The 16,482-nt window shown below is 67.8% G+C and carries 16 protein-coding genes; 10 read left to right on the top strand and 6 right to left on the bottom strand.

Annotated elements, in window-relative coordinates; genetic code table 11:
- Positions 1 to 7: 7 nt before the first annotated feature.
- The 3 genes from pxpA to pxpB are packed head-to-tail and all read right to left on the bottom strand — an operon-like array spanning position 8 to position 2,527.
- Positions 8 to 763: a 5-oxoprolinase subunit PxpA gene (gene pxpA / locus VSR34_RS26685; protein WP_342964026.1), complete on the bottom strand. Its 756-nt coding sequence runs from the start codon at positions 761 to 763 to the stop codon at positions 8 to 10.
- A 40-nt stretch (positions 764 to 803) separates the two neighbouring features.
- Positions 804 to 1,871, bottom strand: coding sequence for a biotin-dependent carboxyltransferase family protein (locus VSR34_RS26680; protein ID WP_342964025.1), 1,068 nt, complete (start codon positions 1,869 to 1,871; stop codon positions 804 to 806).
- Positions 1,868 to 2,527, bottom strand: a complete 660-nt coding sequence (gene pxpB, locus VSR34_RS26675) for a 5-oxoprolinase subunit PxpB (RefSeq protein ID WP_036019022.1) — start codon at positions 2,525 to 2,527, stop codon at positions 1,868 to 1,870. Before pxpB ends, VSR34_RS26680 begins: the two co-directional genes overlap by 4 nt.
- Before the next feature lie 209 nt (positions 2,528 to 2,736).
- Here pxpB and VSR34_RS26670 point away from each other — a divergent pair, with 209 nt between their 5' ends.
- Positions 2,737 to 3,249, top strand: a complete 513-nt coding sequence (locus VSR34_RS26670) for a winged helix DNA-binding protein (protein ID WP_028212076.1) — start codon at positions 2,737 to 2,739, stop codon at positions 3,247 to 3,249.
- A 29-nt stretch (positions 3,250 to 3,278) separates the two neighbouring features.
- On the opposite strand, the gene VSR34_RS26665 is transcribed toward VSR34_RS26670, so the two are convergent.
- Complete coding sequence (locus VSR34_RS26665) at positions 3,279 to 3,905, bottom strand: 5-formyltetrahydrofolate cyclo-ligase (protein WP_238327830.1); 627 nt, start codon at positions 3,903 to 3,905, stop codon at positions 3,279 to 3,281.
- Positions 3,906 to 3,913: 8 nt separating this feature from the next.
- On the opposite strand from VSR34_RS26665, the gene VSR34_RS26660 reads away from it, so the two are divergent.
- From VSR34_RS26660 to VSR34_RS26645, 4 genes are all read left to right on the top strand, one after another.
- Entirely contained in the window at positions 3,914 to 5,887 is a 1,974-nt protein-coding gene (locus VSR34_RS26660; RefSeq protein ID WP_028212078.1) for a lytic transglycosylase domain-containing protein, read from the top strand.
- A gap of 147 nt (positions 5,888 to 6,034) precedes the next feature.
- Entirely contained in the window at positions 6,035 to 6,991 is a 957-nt protein-coding gene (locus VSR34_RS26655) for a complex I NDUFA9 subunit family protein (protein ID WP_028212079.1), read from the top strand.
- A gap of 47 nt (positions 6,992 to 7,038) precedes the next feature.
- Positions 7,039 to 7,689, top strand: a complete 651-nt coding sequence (locus VSR34_RS26650) for a glutathione S-transferase family protein (RefSeq protein WP_028212080.1) — start codon at positions 7,039 to 7,041, stop codon at positions 7,687 to 7,689.
- A complete protein-coding gene (locus VSR34_RS26645; RefSeq protein WP_342964024.1) occupies positions 7,686 to 8,939 on the top strand; it encodes a multifunctional CCA addition/repair protein in 1,254 nt (417 codons plus the stop codon). The genes VSR34_RS26650 and VSR34_RS26645 overlap by 4 nt, the downstream gene beginning before the upstream one ends.
- 39 nt (positions 8,940 to 8,978) lie before the next feature.
- Here VSR34_RS26645 and VSR34_RS26640 read toward each other — a convergent pair whose 3' ends face one another.
- Both VSR34_RS26640 and VSR34_RS26635 read right to left on the bottom strand, forming a co-directional pair.
- Complete coding sequence (locus VSR34_RS26640; RefSeq protein WP_028212082.1) at positions 8,979 to 9,173, bottom strand: DUF2905 domain-containing protein; 195 nt, start codon at positions 9,171 to 9,173, stop codon at positions 8,979 to 8,981.
- A 19-nt stretch (positions 9,174 to 9,192) separates the two neighbouring features.
- A complete protein-coding gene (locus VSR34_RS26635) occupies positions 9,193 to 10,395 on the bottom strand; it encodes an SAM-dependent methyltransferase (RefSeq protein ID WP_342964023.1) in 1,203 nt (400 codons plus the stop codon).
- Positions 10,396 to 10,447: 52 nt separating this feature from the next.
- Here VSR34_RS26635 and VSR34_RS26630 point away from each other — a divergent pair, with 52 nt between their 5' ends.
- The 5 genes from VSR34_RS26630 to glmS all read left to right on the top strand — a co-directional run bounded on the left by VSR34_RS26630 (position 10,448) and on the right by glmS (position 16,324).
- Positions 10,448 to 11,272: an SDR family oxidoreductase gene (locus VSR34_RS26630; RefSeq protein WP_342964043.1), complete on the top strand. Its 825-nt coding sequence runs from the start codon at positions 10,448 to 10,450 to the stop codon at positions 11,270 to 11,272.
- 210 nt (positions 11,273 to 11,482) lie between these two features.
- Complete coding sequence (locus VSR34_RS26625) at positions 11,483 to 11,878, top strand: dihydroneopterin aldolase (RefSeq protein ID WP_342964022.1); 396 nt, start codon at positions 11,483 to 11,485, stop codon at positions 11,876 to 11,878.
- A 3-nt stretch (positions 11,879 to 11,881) separates the two neighbouring features.
- Positions 11,882 to 12,877 carry a tRNA 2-thiocytidine(32) synthetase TtcA gene (gene ttcA / locus VSR34_RS26620; RefSeq protein ID WP_342964021.1) on the top strand — a complete coding sequence of 332 codons (996 nt, stop codon included), beginning with the start codon at positions 11,882 to 11,884 and terminating at the stop codon, positions 12,875 to 12,877.
- A 191-nt stretch (positions 12,878 to 13,068) separates the two neighbouring features.
- Positions 13,069 to 14,430, top strand: coding sequence for a bifunctional UDP-N-acetylglucosamine diphosphorylase/glucosamine-1-phosphate N-acetyltransferase GlmU (gene glmU / locus VSR34_RS26615; RefSeq protein WP_028212087.1), 1,362 nt, complete (start codon positions 13,069 to 13,071; stop codon positions 14,428 to 14,430).
- A 67-nt stretch (positions 14,431 to 14,497) separates the two neighbouring features.
- Positions 14,498 to 16,324 carry a glutamine--fructose-6-phosphate transaminase (isomerizing) gene (gene glmS, locus VSR34_RS26610; RefSeq protein ID WP_342964020.1) on the top strand — a complete coding sequence of 609 codons (1,827 nt, stop codon included), beginning with the start codon at positions 14,498 to 14,500 and terminating at the stop codon, positions 16,322 to 16,324.
- Positions 16,325 to 16,482 lie beyond the last annotated feature (158 nt).

Here is a 16,482-nt window from a genome sequence, read left to right as displayed (position 1 = left end):
GCGAGCGTCAGACTTCGCCCGCCCCCGCGGGGTGCACGCCGATACCGGCTTCGTCGAGCGCCGTGCGGATGCGCCGCGCGAACGCGAGCGCATGCGGGCCGTCCCCGTGCAGGCAAATGGTCTGCGCATTGAGCGCCACCCAGGCGCCGTCGACGGCCTGCACGCGCTGCTCGCGGATCATCGCGAGCGTGCGCGCGAGCACCGTGTCTTCGTCGTCGAGCAGCGCGCCGGGCTCGCTGCGCGGCACGAGCGAGCCGTCCGCGCGATAGCCGCGGTCCGCGAACACTTCTTCCACCGCCACGAGCCCCGCCTCGCGTGCCGCCGTGACGAGCCCGCTGCCCGCGAGCGCGAACACGGTCACCGAGGGATCGAAGTCGTGCACGGCGGAAACGATCGCCTCGGCGATCCGGGGGTCGCGCGCGGCCTGGTTGTAGAGCGCGCCATGCGGCTTCACGTGGGCAATGCGGCCGCCTTCGGCCTGGGCAATCGCGGAGAGCGCGCCCAGTTGATAGAGCACGCCCGCGTAGATTTCCTCGGCCGGCAGGTTCATCTCCTTGCGGCCGAAGTTCTCGGGGTCGTTGAAGCTCGGGTGCGCGCCGATCGACACGCCTTTTTCCACGGCCCAGCGCACGCATTCGCGCATCGCATTGGCGCCGCCCGCGTGCCAGCCGCACGCGATGTTGGCGGAGCTCACGAGGTCGAGCAGCGCCTCGTCGGAGCCGCAGCCTTCGCCGAGATCGGCGTTCAGATCGATGGTGGTCATGGTGTTCCTCTTACTGCGCTTGCTACGGATGGGGCATCAATCACGCGCCGGCGGCCGCGCTCGCGCGGCGGCTCGCGTAGCGCTCGTCGTGCATGGCGATCGCGGCGTCGATCTGCCGCAGATACGCCCGTTCCTCTTCCAGCGCGGCGCGCGCGGCGGCTGGCGTCGCCTCCACGAAGCGCACGCCCGCGCTCAGACGCACTTGCGCCAGCTTCCAGAGATCGGCGCGAATCACGGAGCCGATTTTGGGGTAGCCGCCCGTGGTCTGCGCATCGGCCATCAGGACGATGGGCTGGCCGCTCGGCGGCACCTGGATCGTGCCGGGCAGCACGGCGTGCGAAAGCAGGTCCGCGCCGCTCGTGCGCGCGAGCGGCGTGCCCGCAAGCCGAAAGCCCATGCGGTTGCTGTTGGGCGTGACCTGCCATTCGTCGGACCAGAGCGTGCGCTGCGCCTCGGCCGTGAAGCTGTCGTACTCGGGGCCGCGCAGCACGCGCACGGGCACGGCCCAGGCCATGCCGTCCGGGTGGCGGCCGCGCCGGTGATGCGGTTCGTCCACCAGCGCGAAGTTGCACCACACGGGCGCCTTCACGCCGAAGGCCGGCGCGCGCGGATCGAGCGCGGCGCGATCGCGGCCCGGCGCGAACGAGGCGCCCGTGGCGAGGCGGTCGCCGTCCTTGAGCGCACGGCCCGCGAGGCCGCCGAAGCCCGCTGCGAGATCGGTGCTGCGCGAGCCGAGCATGGGCAATACGTCGATGCCGCCCGCCACGCACACATAGGCGCGCATGCCGCGCTTCGCGCCGTTGAGCACCAGTTCCTCGCCCGCGGCCACGGGCAGGCTCCACCACGACCAGACGGGGCGCGCGCCCAGCGTGGCGCCGAAGTCGGTGCCGGTGATGGCGATGCGCGTGGCGCGCGCGAAGCGCAGCGCGACGGGGCCGAAGGTGATTTCGATGCCGGCCGCGTCGGGCCGGTTGCCGACGAGGCGATTGCCCACTTCGAGCGAGAGCGCATCGAGCGCGCCGCCGCTGGCGACGCCCAGATGCCGGTAGCCGGGGCGGCCGAGATCCTGGACCGTGGTGAGCAGGCCCGCGCGCAGGACTTCGATCATGCGTGCAGCTCCGCGATGGTGAAGCGCACGCGGTCGCCGGGCATGAGCAGCGTGGGCGGATTGCGCGCGGGGTCGAAAAGCTTGAGCGCGGTGCGGCCGATCAGTTGCCAGCCGCCCGGCGAGGCGGCCGGGTAGATGCCCGTCTGCTCCCCGCCGATGCCCACCGAGCCCGCCGGGACGGCAAGACGCGGCTCGCGCCGCCGCGGCGCGTGCAGCGCGGGTTCGAGGCCGCCGAGATACGCGAAGCCCGGCTGGAAGCCGAGGAAGAACACCGTATAAGCGCCTGCGGCATGGCGCGCGGCGACGTCGGCCGCTGCGAGCCCGCACTGGTGCGCGACCGCTTCCAGATCGGGACCTTCCTCGCCGCCGTAGACCACGGGTATCTCGACTTCGCGGCCCGCCTCGGGCGCGTCTTCGGCGTCGCGCCATGCGTCCCTGAGCGCGCCGGCGAGCGCCGCGGCGTTGGCGGTGAGCGGGTCGAAGGTGATCGTCAGGTTGTTCATGCCGGGCACCACTTCGCGCACGGGCGCCCAGCCGCGCACGAGCGCGGCGACGGCCCAGACGCGGCGCTGCACGTCGAGCGTGGCGGGCGGCGGCGCTTCGCAGACGAGCGCCTCGTCACCGAGAGGAAAGATGCGGGGAGCGGAATTCGGCATGTCGGGATCGATCAGGGGGCGGTTCGGCCGGTCGAAAGAACGGCGCAGGGCAGTGGCCGGCCGGCGGCGTTCCTTTATAGCGTACATTGTCGATAAATTATCTACAAATTATCAATAAGCGTTTTCGCCAGGCGCATGCGGAACGCCCTGCAATTACACTCACGCACACCGCTTTGACTCATCGACCACCGACTACCGGGTTATCTGCCATGTCGCGCCAGCCGACCAAGATCGTTTCGTCCGAACATCTCGTCTCCGAGTCGAGCGCCGAGCTTTCCGAGTTCGAGTACGCGCTCATCATGGCGAGCAACGCGTTCAACCGCTGGATGGTGCGTTGCATGTCGGCGGCGGGCGTGAAGGACATGACGCCGATCGAGGTGTCGCTGCTTCATCACGTCGGCCATCGCGAGCGCCGCAAGAAGCTCGCGGATATCTGCTTCGTGCTCAACATCGAGGACACGCACGTGGCCACGTACGCGTTGAAGAAGCTTGTTTCCAGAGGGTATGTAAAAAGCGAAAAGACCGGCAAGGAAGTGTTCTTTTCGGTCACGCCGGAAGGCCAGGCGCTGTGCCTGCGCTATCGCGACGTGCGCGAGAGCTGCCTCATTGCGACGCTCAAGGAAAGCGGCCTCACGAACCAGCAGATCGGCGACGCCGCGCAGCTCATGCGCAATGCGTCTGGGCTCTACGACACGGCCGCACGCGCGGCGGCTTCGCTTTGATGCGATTCGTCTGATGCGTGCACGCGCTTTCAGCGAGCGCGCGAACGTTGACAAAGGTGCGTGGCGGCTTCCGTCACCACGGCGTCGAGCGGCAGGTCGTGCGCCTCGCGCGCGAGCACGCCGTCGTCGATGCGGCACGCTTCATATGCAATGCCAACCGTGACGGGCAAGGCCGCGCCCGGCCATGCGGCGAGCGTGCGGTCGTAGTAGCCGCCGCCGTAACCCAGCCGGTAGCCGTCGCGATCGAAACCCACGCAAGGCACGAGCAGGAGCTCGGGCGTGAGCGCCTCTTGCGCCAGCGGCTCGGGAATGCCGTGATGGCCTTCGCGCATCGGCGCATCGGGCGTCCATGCGTGGAAGACGAGCGGTGCGTGGCGCTCGGCAATGGCGGGGAGGGCGGCGCGGCGCGAGGCATCCTGTGCGAGCCATGCGGCGATCCAGGCGCGCGCATCGAACTCGCCGCGCAAGGGCCAATAGAACCCGATCGAACGCGGCGCAAATTGCGCGATGAGCGCTTCGAGACGAACCGTCAATGCCTCACCGATTGCCGCGTTGGAAGCCGCCTCGATTCGCCGGGGAAGGAGCCTTGCACGCCAGTCCTTTTTGGATTCCGCATGGGGGTTGCGTGCTATCCTTTGGGTCACTTCGCGCTCCAGAAATAACGATGTCCAAACGCCTCGTCCGAGTATATCGCGTGGTCGGTCTCGCACTGACCGGCGCGGCACTCGTAGCATGCAGCACGGCGTCCGCCGTGCGCCCCGTCGCACTGCCCGTAGGCGCCGTCCTTTCCAACGACGATCAGACCTTCATCCAGCTTCGCGAAGCCGCGCGCAACAATGATCCCGCGCGCGCCGCGCAACTCGCTGCGACGATCCCCGATTACCCGGCGCCTTCGTATCTCGAATACTTCCAGCTCAAGCCGCAGCTCTTCGACTCGCAGGGCCATGCGCGCGTGGACGCGCCCGATGCACCGGTGCAGTCGTTCCTGCAGCGCTACGACGGCCAGGCGATCGCCGACCGCCTGCGCAACGACTATCTGCTCGTGCTCGGCGCGCGCCACGACTGGGCGAACTTCGACCGGCAGTATGCGCGCTTCGTGCTCAACGACGACACGCAGGTGAAGTGCTACGCGCTCGAGTCGCGCGCCGCGCGCGGCGAGAGCGTCGCGGACGATGCGCGCGCGCTGCTCACCGACCCGCGCTATTACGGCGACGGCTGCGTGGATCTCATCACGGCGCTCGCCATCAAGGGCCAGTTTTCGGGCGACGACGTGTGGCAGCAGATCCGCATCGCGTATGAGCAGAACCAGACGTCGACCGGCGCGAAGCTGCTCGACGGCCTCGCGCAGCGCCCCGACCCCACGGCGTTCAGCCAGGCCGTCAGCACGCCGCCGCTCACGCTCGCGCAAGGCGTCACCGCCGATCCGCTATCGCACCAGCTCGCGCTGCTCGCCGTGACGGTGATGGCGAGCAAAGACCCGGCCATGGCCGCGGCGACCTTCGCCACCGTCGCGCCACAGCTCAGTTCGCCGGAGCGCGCGATCGGCTGGGGCACGATCGGTTATCAGGGCGCGCTCAAGCGCCTGCCCGCCGCGCTCGGCTGGTATCGCCTCTCGGTCAACGCGCCGCTCTCGAGCCCCGCGTACGAATGGCGCACCCGCGCGGCGCTGCTGGGCGGCGACTGGACGATGGTGCGCTGGTCGATCGAGCAGATGCCGGCGGCGCTGCGCACGCAACCCTCGTGGGTCTACTGGCACGCGCGCGCGCTCAAGCAGGCGGGCGAAACGGGGCAGGCGAACCAGGAATTCGCGTCGATCTCGCAGGGCTATAACTTCTACGGCCAGCTCGCCACCGAAGAACTCGGCCAGAAGATCACGATTCCGGCCAGGACGACGGTGAGCGACGCGGAAATTGCCCAGGCCGCGCAAACACCGGGCTTCGCGCTCGCGCAGCGCTTCTACGCGCTGAACCTGCGGCTCGAAGGCAACCGCGAATGGAACTGGCCACTGCGCGGCATGAGCGATCGCCAGCTCCTCGCCGTCGCCGAATACGCGAAACGCATCCAGCTGCTCGACCGCACCGTCAACACCGCCGATCGCACGCAAACCGAGCACGACTTCTCGCTGCGCTACCTCGCGCCGTTCCGCGACGTGGTGGAGCGCGACGCGCAGACCAACGGGCTCGACGTCGAATGGGCCTACGGCCTCATCCGCCAGGAATCGCGCTTCATCCTCAACGCGAAGTCGGGCGTGGGCGCGAGCGGCCTCATGCAGATCATGCCGGCCACGGCGCAAATGGTGGCGAAGAAGATCGGCCTCGGCCCGCTCTCGCGTGACCAGCTCGACGATCTGAACACCAATATCCTGCTCGGAACGAACTATCTGTCGATGATCTACAATCAGTTCGACGGCTCGGCCGTGCTCGCCACCGCGGGCTACAACGCCGGGCCGGGGCGCCCGCGCGCGTGGCGCCAGTCGTTGCAGGGCGGCGTCGAAGGCGCCATCTTCGCGGAAACCATCCCGTTCCAGGAAACCCGCGATTACGTGAAAAACGTGTTGTCGAACACGGTCTACTATGCGGCGCTTTTCGAGGGCCGTCCGCAATCGCTGAAGGCGCGTCTCGGCTATATCTCGCCGTAAGCGCCGGGTCGTCACGCCGCGCCGCTTCCCTACTTGTGGACCGCGCGCGGCATGACGGCACGCGGCGTGCTGCGCCTTCTGGCCGGCGCGCTGCGGGACGAACCGGACCTCGTACGCGGCGGCGCCGTCTGCCCGAGGAGGTCGAAGATGAGACATCAAGCCATTGCGGTCATCGGCGGTTCGGGATTCATCGGCAGCCACCTCGTCAACGCGCTCGTCGAGGCGGGCAAGGACGTACGCATCGCCACCCGCCGCCGCTACAACGCCCGCCATCTCACCCTGCTGCCCATCGACGTGATCGAGACCGATGTGTCCGATCCGGTCGCGCTCGCCGCCTTCGTCGAGAACGCGGACGCGGTCATCAATCTCGTCGGCACGCTCAATGGCGGCCGCGGCGATCCCTACGGCCCGGGCTTCGCGAAGCTGCACGTCGAGTTGCCCACGAAGATCGTCGCCGCTTGCGAGGGCAAGGGCGTGCACCGGCTCATCCACGTGAGCTCGCTCGGTGCCGACCCGCGCGGGCCGAGCATGTATCTGCGCTCGAAGGGCGACGGCGAAAAAGCCGTGCACGCCTCCACGTCGCTCGCCACGACGATCTTCCGGCCTTCGGTGGTGTTCGGCCCCGAGGACACGTTCCTCAACCGCTTCGCGCTCCTGCAAAGGCTCTTTCCGATCATTCCGCTCGCGATGCCCGATGCGAAGTTCCAGCCGGTGTTCGTCGGCGACGTGTCAAAGGCGATCGTCAACGTGCTCGATCTCGATGCCGCGAGCGGGCACACTTACGAACTCGGCGGCCCGACGGTCTATACGCTCGAGCAGCTGGTGCAGTACTGCGGCGAAGTGATCGGCCGGCGCGCGCGTATCGTGCGGCTGCCCGATGCCTTCGGGCGTCTGCAGGCGCTTTCTTTCGAGATGGCGCCCGGCGTGCCGGTGCTCACGCGCGATAATCTCGATTCGATGAAGGTGGACAGCGTGATGACCGGGCCGCTCGCACCCGAACTCGATATCGACCCGGCGAGCATCGAGACGATCGCGCCGCTCTATCTCGCCGACGCCTCGCTGCGCTCGCGGCTGAACATCTTTCGCGCCAGCGCGCACCGCTGATTCGCCGCTGGCTGGTTTCCCTTCAACTCACTACGGTCATTGGAACAATGAAGCTCGTTATCGGAGACAAGAACTATTCGTCGTGGTCGATGCGCCCGTGGGTGCTGCTCAGGCACTTCGGCATCGCGTTCGAGGAAGTGCTGATCGAGCTCGACGAGCCGGGCACCAGGTCCTCGATCCTCGCGTTTTCGGCCTCGGGCAAGGTGCCGTGCCTCGTCTCCGAAGACGGCTTTGCCGTGTGGGATTCGCTCGCGATTGCCGAGACGCTCGCCGAGCGCTTCCCGCAGCATGCGCTGTGGCCGCGCGATGCGAACGCCCGCGCCCGCGCGCGCAGCGTGAGCGCCGAAATGCATGCGGGCTTCGGCGAATTGCGCAACCACATGCCGATGAACATCCGCAAGGTGAAGCCAGGCGCCGGCGCGACGCCTGGCGCGCTCGCCGATATCGCCCGCATCGACGCGCTCTGGCGCGAGTGTCTTGCAGCGAGCGGCGGCCCCTTCCTGTTCGGCGAATTCGGCATTGCCGATGCCATGTATGCGCCGGTCGTCATGCGCTTCAATAGCTATGCGCCGAAGCTCTCGCCGGAAGCGGCGGCTTACGCGCAGCGCGTGAGCGCGCTGCCCGCCGTGGCCGAGTGGGTCGCAGCCGCGCGCCGCGAAACGCACATCGTCGCCGACGACGAACGCGACGACGAATGAAGATCTATGTCGTAGGCGGTGCGATCCGCGACGAGATGCTCGGGCTGCCCGTGCGCGACCGCGACTATGTCGTGGTGGGCGCGACGCCCGAGCAGATGGCTGCGCAGGGTTATCGTCCGGTGGGCAAGGATTTTCCGGTGTTCCTGCATCCCGAGACCCAGGAGGAGTACGCGCTGGCGCGCACCGAGCGCAAGACGGCCGCGGGCTATCACGGCTTCCAGTTCTTCTACGCGCCCGACGTGACGCTCGAAGAAGATCTTGCGCGCCGCGACCTGACGATCAACGCGATGGCGCGCGAAGTGCAGCCGGGCGGCGTGCTCACGGGGCCGGTCGTCGATCCGTTCGGCGGCGCGCGCGACCTGGAAGCGCGCGTGTTTCGTCACGTGAGCGAAGCGTTTCTCGAAGACCCCGTGCGCATCCTGCGCATCGCGCGGTTCGCTGCGCGTTTCGCCGACTTCACCGTTGCGCCTGAAACGCTCGAACTCATGCGCGAAATGGTCGCCTCGGGCGAAGTCGATGCGCTCGTGCCGGAGCGCGTGTGGCAGGAAATCTCGCGCGGGCTCATGGAAGCGAAACCCTCGCGCATGTTCGAGGTGCTGCGCGATTGCGGCGCGCTCGCGCGCGTGCTGCCCGAGGTCGATGCGCTGTGGGGCGTGCCCCAGCGCGCCGACTATCACCCGGAAGTGGACACGGGCGTGCACGTGATGATGGTGATCGACCATGCCGCGGCGCAGGGCTACGCGCTGCCGGTGCGCTTCGCGGCGCTCACGCACGATCTCGGCAAGGGCACGACGCCCGAGGACGTGCTGCCGCGCCACATCGGCCACGAAGGGCGCAGCGTCGAACTGCTGAAGCCGCTTTGCGACCGCCTGCGCGTGCCCAACGACTGCCGCGAACTCGCGGTGCTCGTCGCGCGCGAGCACGGCAACATCCATCGCGTGATGGACATGGGCGCGGCCGCGCTCGTGCGCATGCTCGAACGCTGCGACGCACTGCGCAAGCCCGCGCGTTTCGCCGAGGCGCTGCAGGCCTGCGAGTCGGACTTGCGCGGGCGGCTGAACTGGGAGAACGCGCCTTATCCGCAGGCCGAGCGGCTGCGCGTGGCGCTCGTGGCCGCGCGCGGCGTGGATGCAGGGGCGATCGCCCGCTCGATCGCGGAGTCGGGCGCGAAGGGCGGCGCCGAGAAGATCAAGCTAGCCGTGCACGAGGCGCGCATCGCGGCCGTGGAAGGTGCGCTCGCTTGTGCCTGACGCGCGGCGCGCCGCTTCGGGGCGTTCGTGCGATGGCCCTCAGAGCGCGCGTACGAGCAACGAGAGCGCCATGGAAAGCACGAGCGTCGACATGAATGGCAACGGGTACTCGCGGCCGAAAATGCGCAGCGTGATGTCGCCGGGCAGGCGCCCGATGCCGAGCTTCCTGAGCCACGGCTGGGCGCTGGAGAGAATCGCGACGGCGATGAAGGTGGTGAGGAACCAGCGGATCATGAACGCCTCGGCGTAAGCGTCATAGCGTGTGGCTGCGGTCGCCGCGCGCGAACGCCGTGATGGTTTCGTCGATGCCGCGCGAAAACGCGATCACCTTGAAGAGTTCACCCATCTCGCTTTCCGACACGAGCTTCTGCACCGCGTTCGCGGCGGGCAGGAAGCGCTGCGGATCGCGCGGATCGATTTCGCCGAGCACTTCGGTAATGCCCGCGTTCATCAGAAAACGCGCCTGCGTGGTGTAGCCGAGCAGGTCCGCGCCCGCTTCGACGCCGGCTTCGGCAATGCCCGTGAATTCCACGTGCGCGGTGATGTCCTGCAAGCCGGGGTACAGAAACGGGTCGCCGTGCGCGCGGTGCCGGTAGTGGCACATCAGCGTGCCTTGCGTGCGTTGCGCGTGGTAGTACTCGTGGCGCGGAAACCCATAGTCGATGAAGAAGGCCGCGCCGCGCTGGAGCATCGCGCATACGGTGCGCGTGAACGCGAGCGCCGCTTCGTGCGTTTCGGTCACGTAGTCTTCGCTGCCTTCCACGCCCGCGAGCGCGCCTTCGGGCCAGTTGGCGTCGCGGCCCGAATTCGCGGGCTGATCGGCGAAGACGAACGCGCCTGCGGCGTTCACGCCCACGCCACGCTCGTGCCACACGGCGTCCTTGCGAGCGAAGAGGCGCACCGGCATCGCATCGAGCACTTCGTTGCCGATCACGACACCTTCGAACTGCGCGGGCAGCGCGTCGATCCAGGTCACGCGTGGGAGCAGCGCGGGCGCGAGCTTCGCGAGGGCCTCGCGCTGGCGTTCGCGCAACTCGCCCGACAGATCGACGATCGCGTAGGAATCGAATGGCACGCCCGCGGCGTCGAGGGCGAGCATGACGCCCGCCGCGAGACGGCCGGTGCCCGCGCCGAACTCCATCAGGCGGCGCGTGCCGCTGGCGGCCAGCGCTTCGGCCACGGCGCGTGCGAGCGTCGCGGCGAAGAGCGGCGAAAGCTCGGGCGCGGTCACGAAGTCGCTGCCATCGGCGGCAAAGAGGCCGAACTTGCGCGCGCCGCCGCCGTAATAGCCGAGTCCCGGCGCGTACAGCGCGCGTTCCATGTAGCGGTCGAACGGCAGCCAGCCGCCCGCCGCCGCAATCTCGGCGCGCAGCGTGGCCGCGAGCGCTTCGGACTGCGCGAGCGCGATCGGCTCGGGAACAGGTAAACTATCGGGTTCGTGAGCTTTCGGATTCATCCCGGCATTGTAAATGAGCGCAACTCCCGGCATCCGCCCGGCTGACGCCGGCATGTCCGCCACCCTCCGGGCATCGCACCCCAATTCAGACGCCAATCAGCAAGCGCCTGTGGTGCTGGTGACGGGCGGGGCGCGCCGCATTGGCCGCGAGCTGTCGCTCGGCTTCGCGGCGCGCGGCTGGGACGTCGCGGTGCATTACGGCGAGTCGCGCGAAGCCGCCGATGAAGTGGTCGCCCAGATCGCGGCGCTGGGCCGCAAGGCCGTGGCGCTGCACGCCGATCTGGGCAACGAAGCGGAAGTGGCCCGGCTCGTGCAGGACTGCGCCGCGGCGCTCGGCCGGCCGGCGTGCGTGCTGAACAACGCCTCGCGCTTCGACGAAGACACCGCGCGCGACGTGGGCTATGCGAAGCTGCTGCAGCTCATGGCGATCAACGTGGGCGCGCCGCTCGTGCTGGCGCGCACGCTGTACGAGGCCACGCCCGAAGCGGCAGTGGACGACGAGACGCAGCGCGCCTGTGTGATCAACGTGCTCGACCAGAAGCTGTACAACATGAATCCGGACTATCTGTCGTACACGCTGACGAAGGCCGCGTTGCAGAACGCCACCGTCGCGCTCGCCCAGGCGCTCGCACCGAAGGTGCGCGTGGTGGGGCTCGCGCCCGGCCTCACGATGCAGTCTGGCGACCAGACACCGGAAACCTTCGCCGCCGCGCACCGGGTCACGCCGCTCAAACGCGCGTCGCGGCCCGCCGATCTCGTGGAAGCCGCGCTGTATCTCGCCGGGGCTTCCGGCGTGACCGGCGCGACGCTCGTCGTGGACGGCGGCCAGCACCTCGTGCCGCTGCCACGCGACGTGATGTTTTTGACGGGCGGCTGAAGTACCGTGGTTGCATCGCGCGCGACGCCGCATTTGCAACTAAATGCATAGCGCCGCCGAGCGCAGAACCGCGAGCCAGCGGTACTGACGAACACGAAGGAACGCGAACCGCCGCGCACGAGCGGTTGCGCAGACCGGCTCCAATGACGCCGGGCGCCCGGCGCCCGCATACGTGCGAGAAGACGCACGCTTTTATCGACTGGAAGATACATGTCCACCGTTTTGCTTTACCCCCGGCTCGCCGACTGCCGCCGGCTTTTCCTGCGCGACTACGAAGTGCACATCAACATCGGCGTGCATGACTTCGAAAAGCGCGGCGAACAGCGTGTCGTCATCAACATCGACCTGTTCGTGCCGCTCGCGCTGACCACGCCGCGCGAGGACAAGCTGCGCGAAGTCGTCGACTACGACTTCATGCGTTCGACCGTCGCCGAGCGCGTGGGCAAAGGCCATATCCATCTGCAGGAAACGCTCTGCGACGATCTGGCCGCGGCGCTGCTCTCGCACGAACAGGTGCGCGCGGTGCGCGTCTCGACCGAGAAGCCCGACGTTTATCCGGACTGCGACGCGGTGGGCGTCGAGGTCTTTCGTATCAAAGAGGACTGATTCATGAACGCCCCCGAAACGCTCCCCGTCGGCGAGGACGCCACGAGCGAAGCGCATCACGACGCGCACAACGAAGAAGCGGGCCGCCGCGCGCTCACGCGCCGCGAGCAGAAGGAAGCCTACGAGAACAACAAGCTGTTCAAGCGCATCGTGCGCCAGGTCGGCCAGGCGATCGGCGACTACAACATGATCGAGAACGGCGACAAGGTGATGGTCTGCCTCTCGGGCGGCAAGGACAGCTATGCGCTGCTCGATGTGCTCTTGCGCCTGCGCGAGCGCGCGCCGATCGACTTCGACATCGTCGCCGTGAACCTCGACCAGAAGCAGCCGGGCTTTCCGGAGCACGTGCTGCCCGAGTACCTCGACCGCGTGGGCGTGCCGTATCACATCGAGAATCAGGATACGTACAGCATCGTCAAGCGCCTCGTGCCCGAGGGCAAGACCACGTGCTCGCTGTGCTCGCGCCTGCGGCGCGGCATCCTGTACCGCGTGGCGGGCGAACTGGGCGCGACCAAAATCGCGCTCGGTCACCACCGCGACGACATCCTTCAGACGCTGCTGCTGAACCTGTTCTACGGCGGCAAGCTCAAGGGCATGCCGCCCAAGCTGCAATCGGATGATGGCAAGAACGTCGTGATCCGCCCGCTCGCCTACGTGAAGGAAACCGATCTCGAGAAGTACGCGGTGCTGCGCGAATTCCCGATCATTCCGTGCAACCTGTGCGGCAGCCAGCCGAACCTGAAGCGCGCGGAGATGAAGGCGCTGATCCGCGAGTGGGACAAGCGCTTCCCGGGTCGCATCGAGAACATGTTCAACGCGCTCGGCAACGTCGTGCCTTCGCACCTCATGGACGCGAAGCTGTTCGACTTCGCAGGGCTGCGCGCGACGGGCGTGGCCGATCCGGCGGGCGATATCGCTTTCGACGAGGAGCCGTGTTCGACCGATCCGGCACCCGCCGATGGCACGACGATCAAGTTCACGCCATTCGACGACATTTGAGCCACCGCCGCCGCGGTTTGCCTGAAACGCTCCGACCCTGCATCGGAGCGTTTTGCTTTGCGCCGGACGGTTTTGAAAAGCCGTTGTAAAAGAGTGTTTATTGAGGACTTGGCGGCCCGTCCTGTGGGCGTGTCGGGCATACCCCGCATGCTAAAATCGGCCGCTTCATTCCCCATTCGCTCACCGATGCAATGAACATCGTGATCCTCGCGGCAGGCATGGGCAAACGCATGCACTCCGCGCTGCCCAAGGTCCTGCATCCGCTCGCCGGCAGGCCGCTCCTCTCGCACGTCATCGACACCGCCCGCACGCTTTCGCCCACCCGCCTCGTGGTCGTGGTCGGCCATGGCGGCGAAGCGGTGCGCGAGGCCGTCGGCGCGCCCGACGTCCAGTTCGCGCTGCAGGCGCAGCAGCTCGGCACGGGCCACGCGCTCGCGCAGGCGCTGCCGCTGCTCGACGCCAGCGTGCCCACGCTCGTGCTCTATGGCGACGTGCCGCTCACGCGTGCCTCGACGCTCAGGCGCCTTGTCGATGCCGCCGGCCAGGACGGCTACGGCATTCTCACCGTCACGCTCGACGATCCGACCGGTTACGGCCGCATCGTGCGCGACACGGCGGGCAAGGTCGTGCGCATCGTCGAGCAGAAGGACGCGAACGAAGAACAGCGCAAGATCGCCGAGATCAACACGGGCATCGTCGTGACGCCCACCGCGCCGCTCGCGGGCTGGCTCGCCGCGCTCAAGAACGACAACGCCCAGGGCGAGTATTACCTCACCGACGTCGTGGAAGCCGCGATCGCCTCCGGCCATCCGGCCGTGACCGCGCAACCCGACGAAGAATGGGAAACGCTCGGCGTGAACAGCAAGCAGCAGCTCGCCGAACTCGAGCGCGTGCACCAGCGCAACGTGGCCGAGGCGCTGCTCGTGGCGGGCGTGACGCTCGCGGACCCGGCGCGCATCGACGTGCGCGGCTCGCTCACGTGCGGGCGCGACGTGTTCATCGACGTGAACTGCGTGTTCGAAGGCGACGTGACGCTGGCGGACAACGTGAGCATCGGCCCGAACTGCGTGATTCGCGGCGCGTCGATCGGCGCGGGTACGCGCGTGGACGCCTACACGCACATCGAAAACGCGGCGGTGGGCGCGAACGCGGTGCTCGGGCCGTACGCGCGCCTGCGCCCGGGCGCGAAGCTCGCCGACGAAGTCCACGTGGGCAACTTCGTCGAGGTGAAGAACGCGAACATCGGGCTCGGCTCGAAGGCGAACCACCTGAGCTACGTGGGCGACGCCGACGTGGGCGCGGGTGTGAACATCGGCGCGGGCACCATCACCTGCAACTACGACGGCGCGAACAAGCACCGCACGGTCATCGAGGACAATGTGTTCGTGGGTTCGGATACGCAGCTCGTGGCGCCCGTGCGCGTGGGCCGTGGCGTGACGATCGCGGCTGGCACGACGGTGTGGAAGGATGTGCCCGAAGCGACGCTCGCGCTCAACGAGAAGACGCAGATCGCAAAAACCGGCTACGTTCGGCCGGTCAAGAAAAAGAACTGAACGGTTGAATCCCAGGCGCCGCTGCGTCAAAAGCTGCGCGGCGCCCTCATTGCAAAGGATCGAATCCATGTGCGGCATCGTCGGCGCGGTTGCGCTTCGTAACATCGTCCCCGTACTGATCGAAGGACTGCGGCGGCTCGAATATCGCGGCTACGACTCATGCGGCGTGGCCGTCGTGACGGCCGACGGCCCGCAACGCGTGCGCAGCGTCGCGCGTGTGGCCGAACTCGACGAGCAGGTGCGCGAGGCGCGCTTCGAGGGCGTGACCGGCATCGCCCACACGCGCTGGGCCACGCACGGGGCGCCCACGGTGAACAACGCGCACCCGATCTTCTCGCGCGACACGCTCGCGATCGTGCACAACGGCATCATCGAGAATTACGAGTCGCTGCGCGAAACGCTGCGCGCGAAGGGCTACGAGTTCGTCTCGCAAACCGACACCGAAGTCATCGCCCACCTGATCCACAGCCTCTATCAAGGCGACCTGTTCGCCGCCGTGCGCGCGGCCGTGCAGCAGCTCGCGGGCGCGTATGCGATCGGCGTGGTGCACAAGAGCCAGCCGCATACGGTGGTGGGCGCGCGCGCCGGCTCACCGCTCGTGGTGGGCTATGGCAAGGGCGAAAACTTCATCGCATCGGATGCGCTCGCCATCGCGGGCAGCGCCGAGCGCGTGAGCTATCTGGAAGAAGGCGACGTGTGCGAGATCACGCTCGAGGGCGTGCGCATCATCGATCGCCAGGGCGTGGAAGTCGTGCGCGAGGCGCGCGATGTGCAGGCCTACGGTGCGTATGGCGGCGAGGTCGATCTCGGGCCGTATCGCCATTACATGCAGAAGGAAATCTTCGAGCAGCCGCGCGCGATCTCGGACACGATTCCCGCCACCGATGCCTTCGCCGCCGAGCTTTTCGGCGAGAGCGCGGGCGCAGTGTTCAACGACATCGACAGCATCCTGATTCTCGCGTGCGGCACGAGCTACTACGCGGGCCTCACGGCGAAGTACTGGCTCGAATCGGTGGCGAAGATCCGCACCGATGTCGAGATCGCGAGCGAATACCGTTATCGCGAGTCGGTGCCGAATCCGCGCGCGCTCGTCGTGACGATCTCGCAGTCGGGCGAAACCGCCGATACGCTCGCCGCGCTCAAGCACGCGCAGTCGCTCGGCATGCAGCACACGCTCGCGGTGTGCAACGTGGCGACGAGCGCGATGGTGCGCCTCACCGAACTCAAATTCCTCACGCACGCCGGGCGCGAGATCGGCGTGGCGTCGACCAAGGCGTTCACCACGCAGCTCGTGGGCCTGTTCATTCTCGCCGTGACGCTCGGCAAGCTGCGCGGCCATGTGAGCGCCGAGCAGGAAAGCGCGTATCTCAAGCTGCTGCGCCATCTGCCGGCGGCGCTCAATGGCGTGCTCGCGCTGGAGCCGCAGATCATCGCGTGGTCGGAGGAATTCGCGCGCAAGGAAAACGCGTTGTTCCTCGGGCGCGGGCTCCATTACCCCATCGCGCTCGAAGGCGCGCTCAAGCTCAAGGAAATCTCGTACATCCACGCCGAGGCCTATCCGGCGGGCGAACTCAAGCACGGGCCGCTCGCGCTCGTGACCGAGGCGATGCCCGTGGTGACGGTGGCGCCCAACGACGCGCTGCTCGAAAAGCTCAAGTCGAACATGCAGGAAGTGCGCGCGCGCGGCGGCCAGCTCTACGTCTTCGCGGATGCGGATACCCACATCACGAGCGAAGATGGCATCCACGTGATCCGCATGCCGGAGCACTACGGGCTGCTTTCGCCGATCCTGCACGTCGTGCCGCTGCAACTGCTCGCGTATCACACGGCCTGCGCGCGCGGCACCGATGTCGACAAGCCGCGCAATCTCGCGAAGTCGGTGACGGTGGAGTGAGGCTTTTCGCGCGTCGCAGGTCGTCTTCTGTGGCCGCGCCGGGAACGTCCTGAGAGAGGGGATGCCAGTGCGGCATCCCCTTTTTGTTGTGCCATCGAGCTGGAAGCACCGAGAGGCCGCTCAGACGCCTCGCGCACCCGCCGCATAGGGGCGGGCTC

The sequence above is a fragment of the Paraburkholderia sp. JHI2823 genome (genome assembly GCF_038900695.1).
Lineage (GTDB): Bacteria > Pseudomonadota > Gammaproteobacteria > Burkholderiales > Burkholderiaceae > Paraburkholderia > Paraburkholderia mimosarum.
The sequence above is the reverse complement of the archived record's forward strand: the minus strand, read 5'-3'. Positions and strand labels throughout refer to the sequence as shown.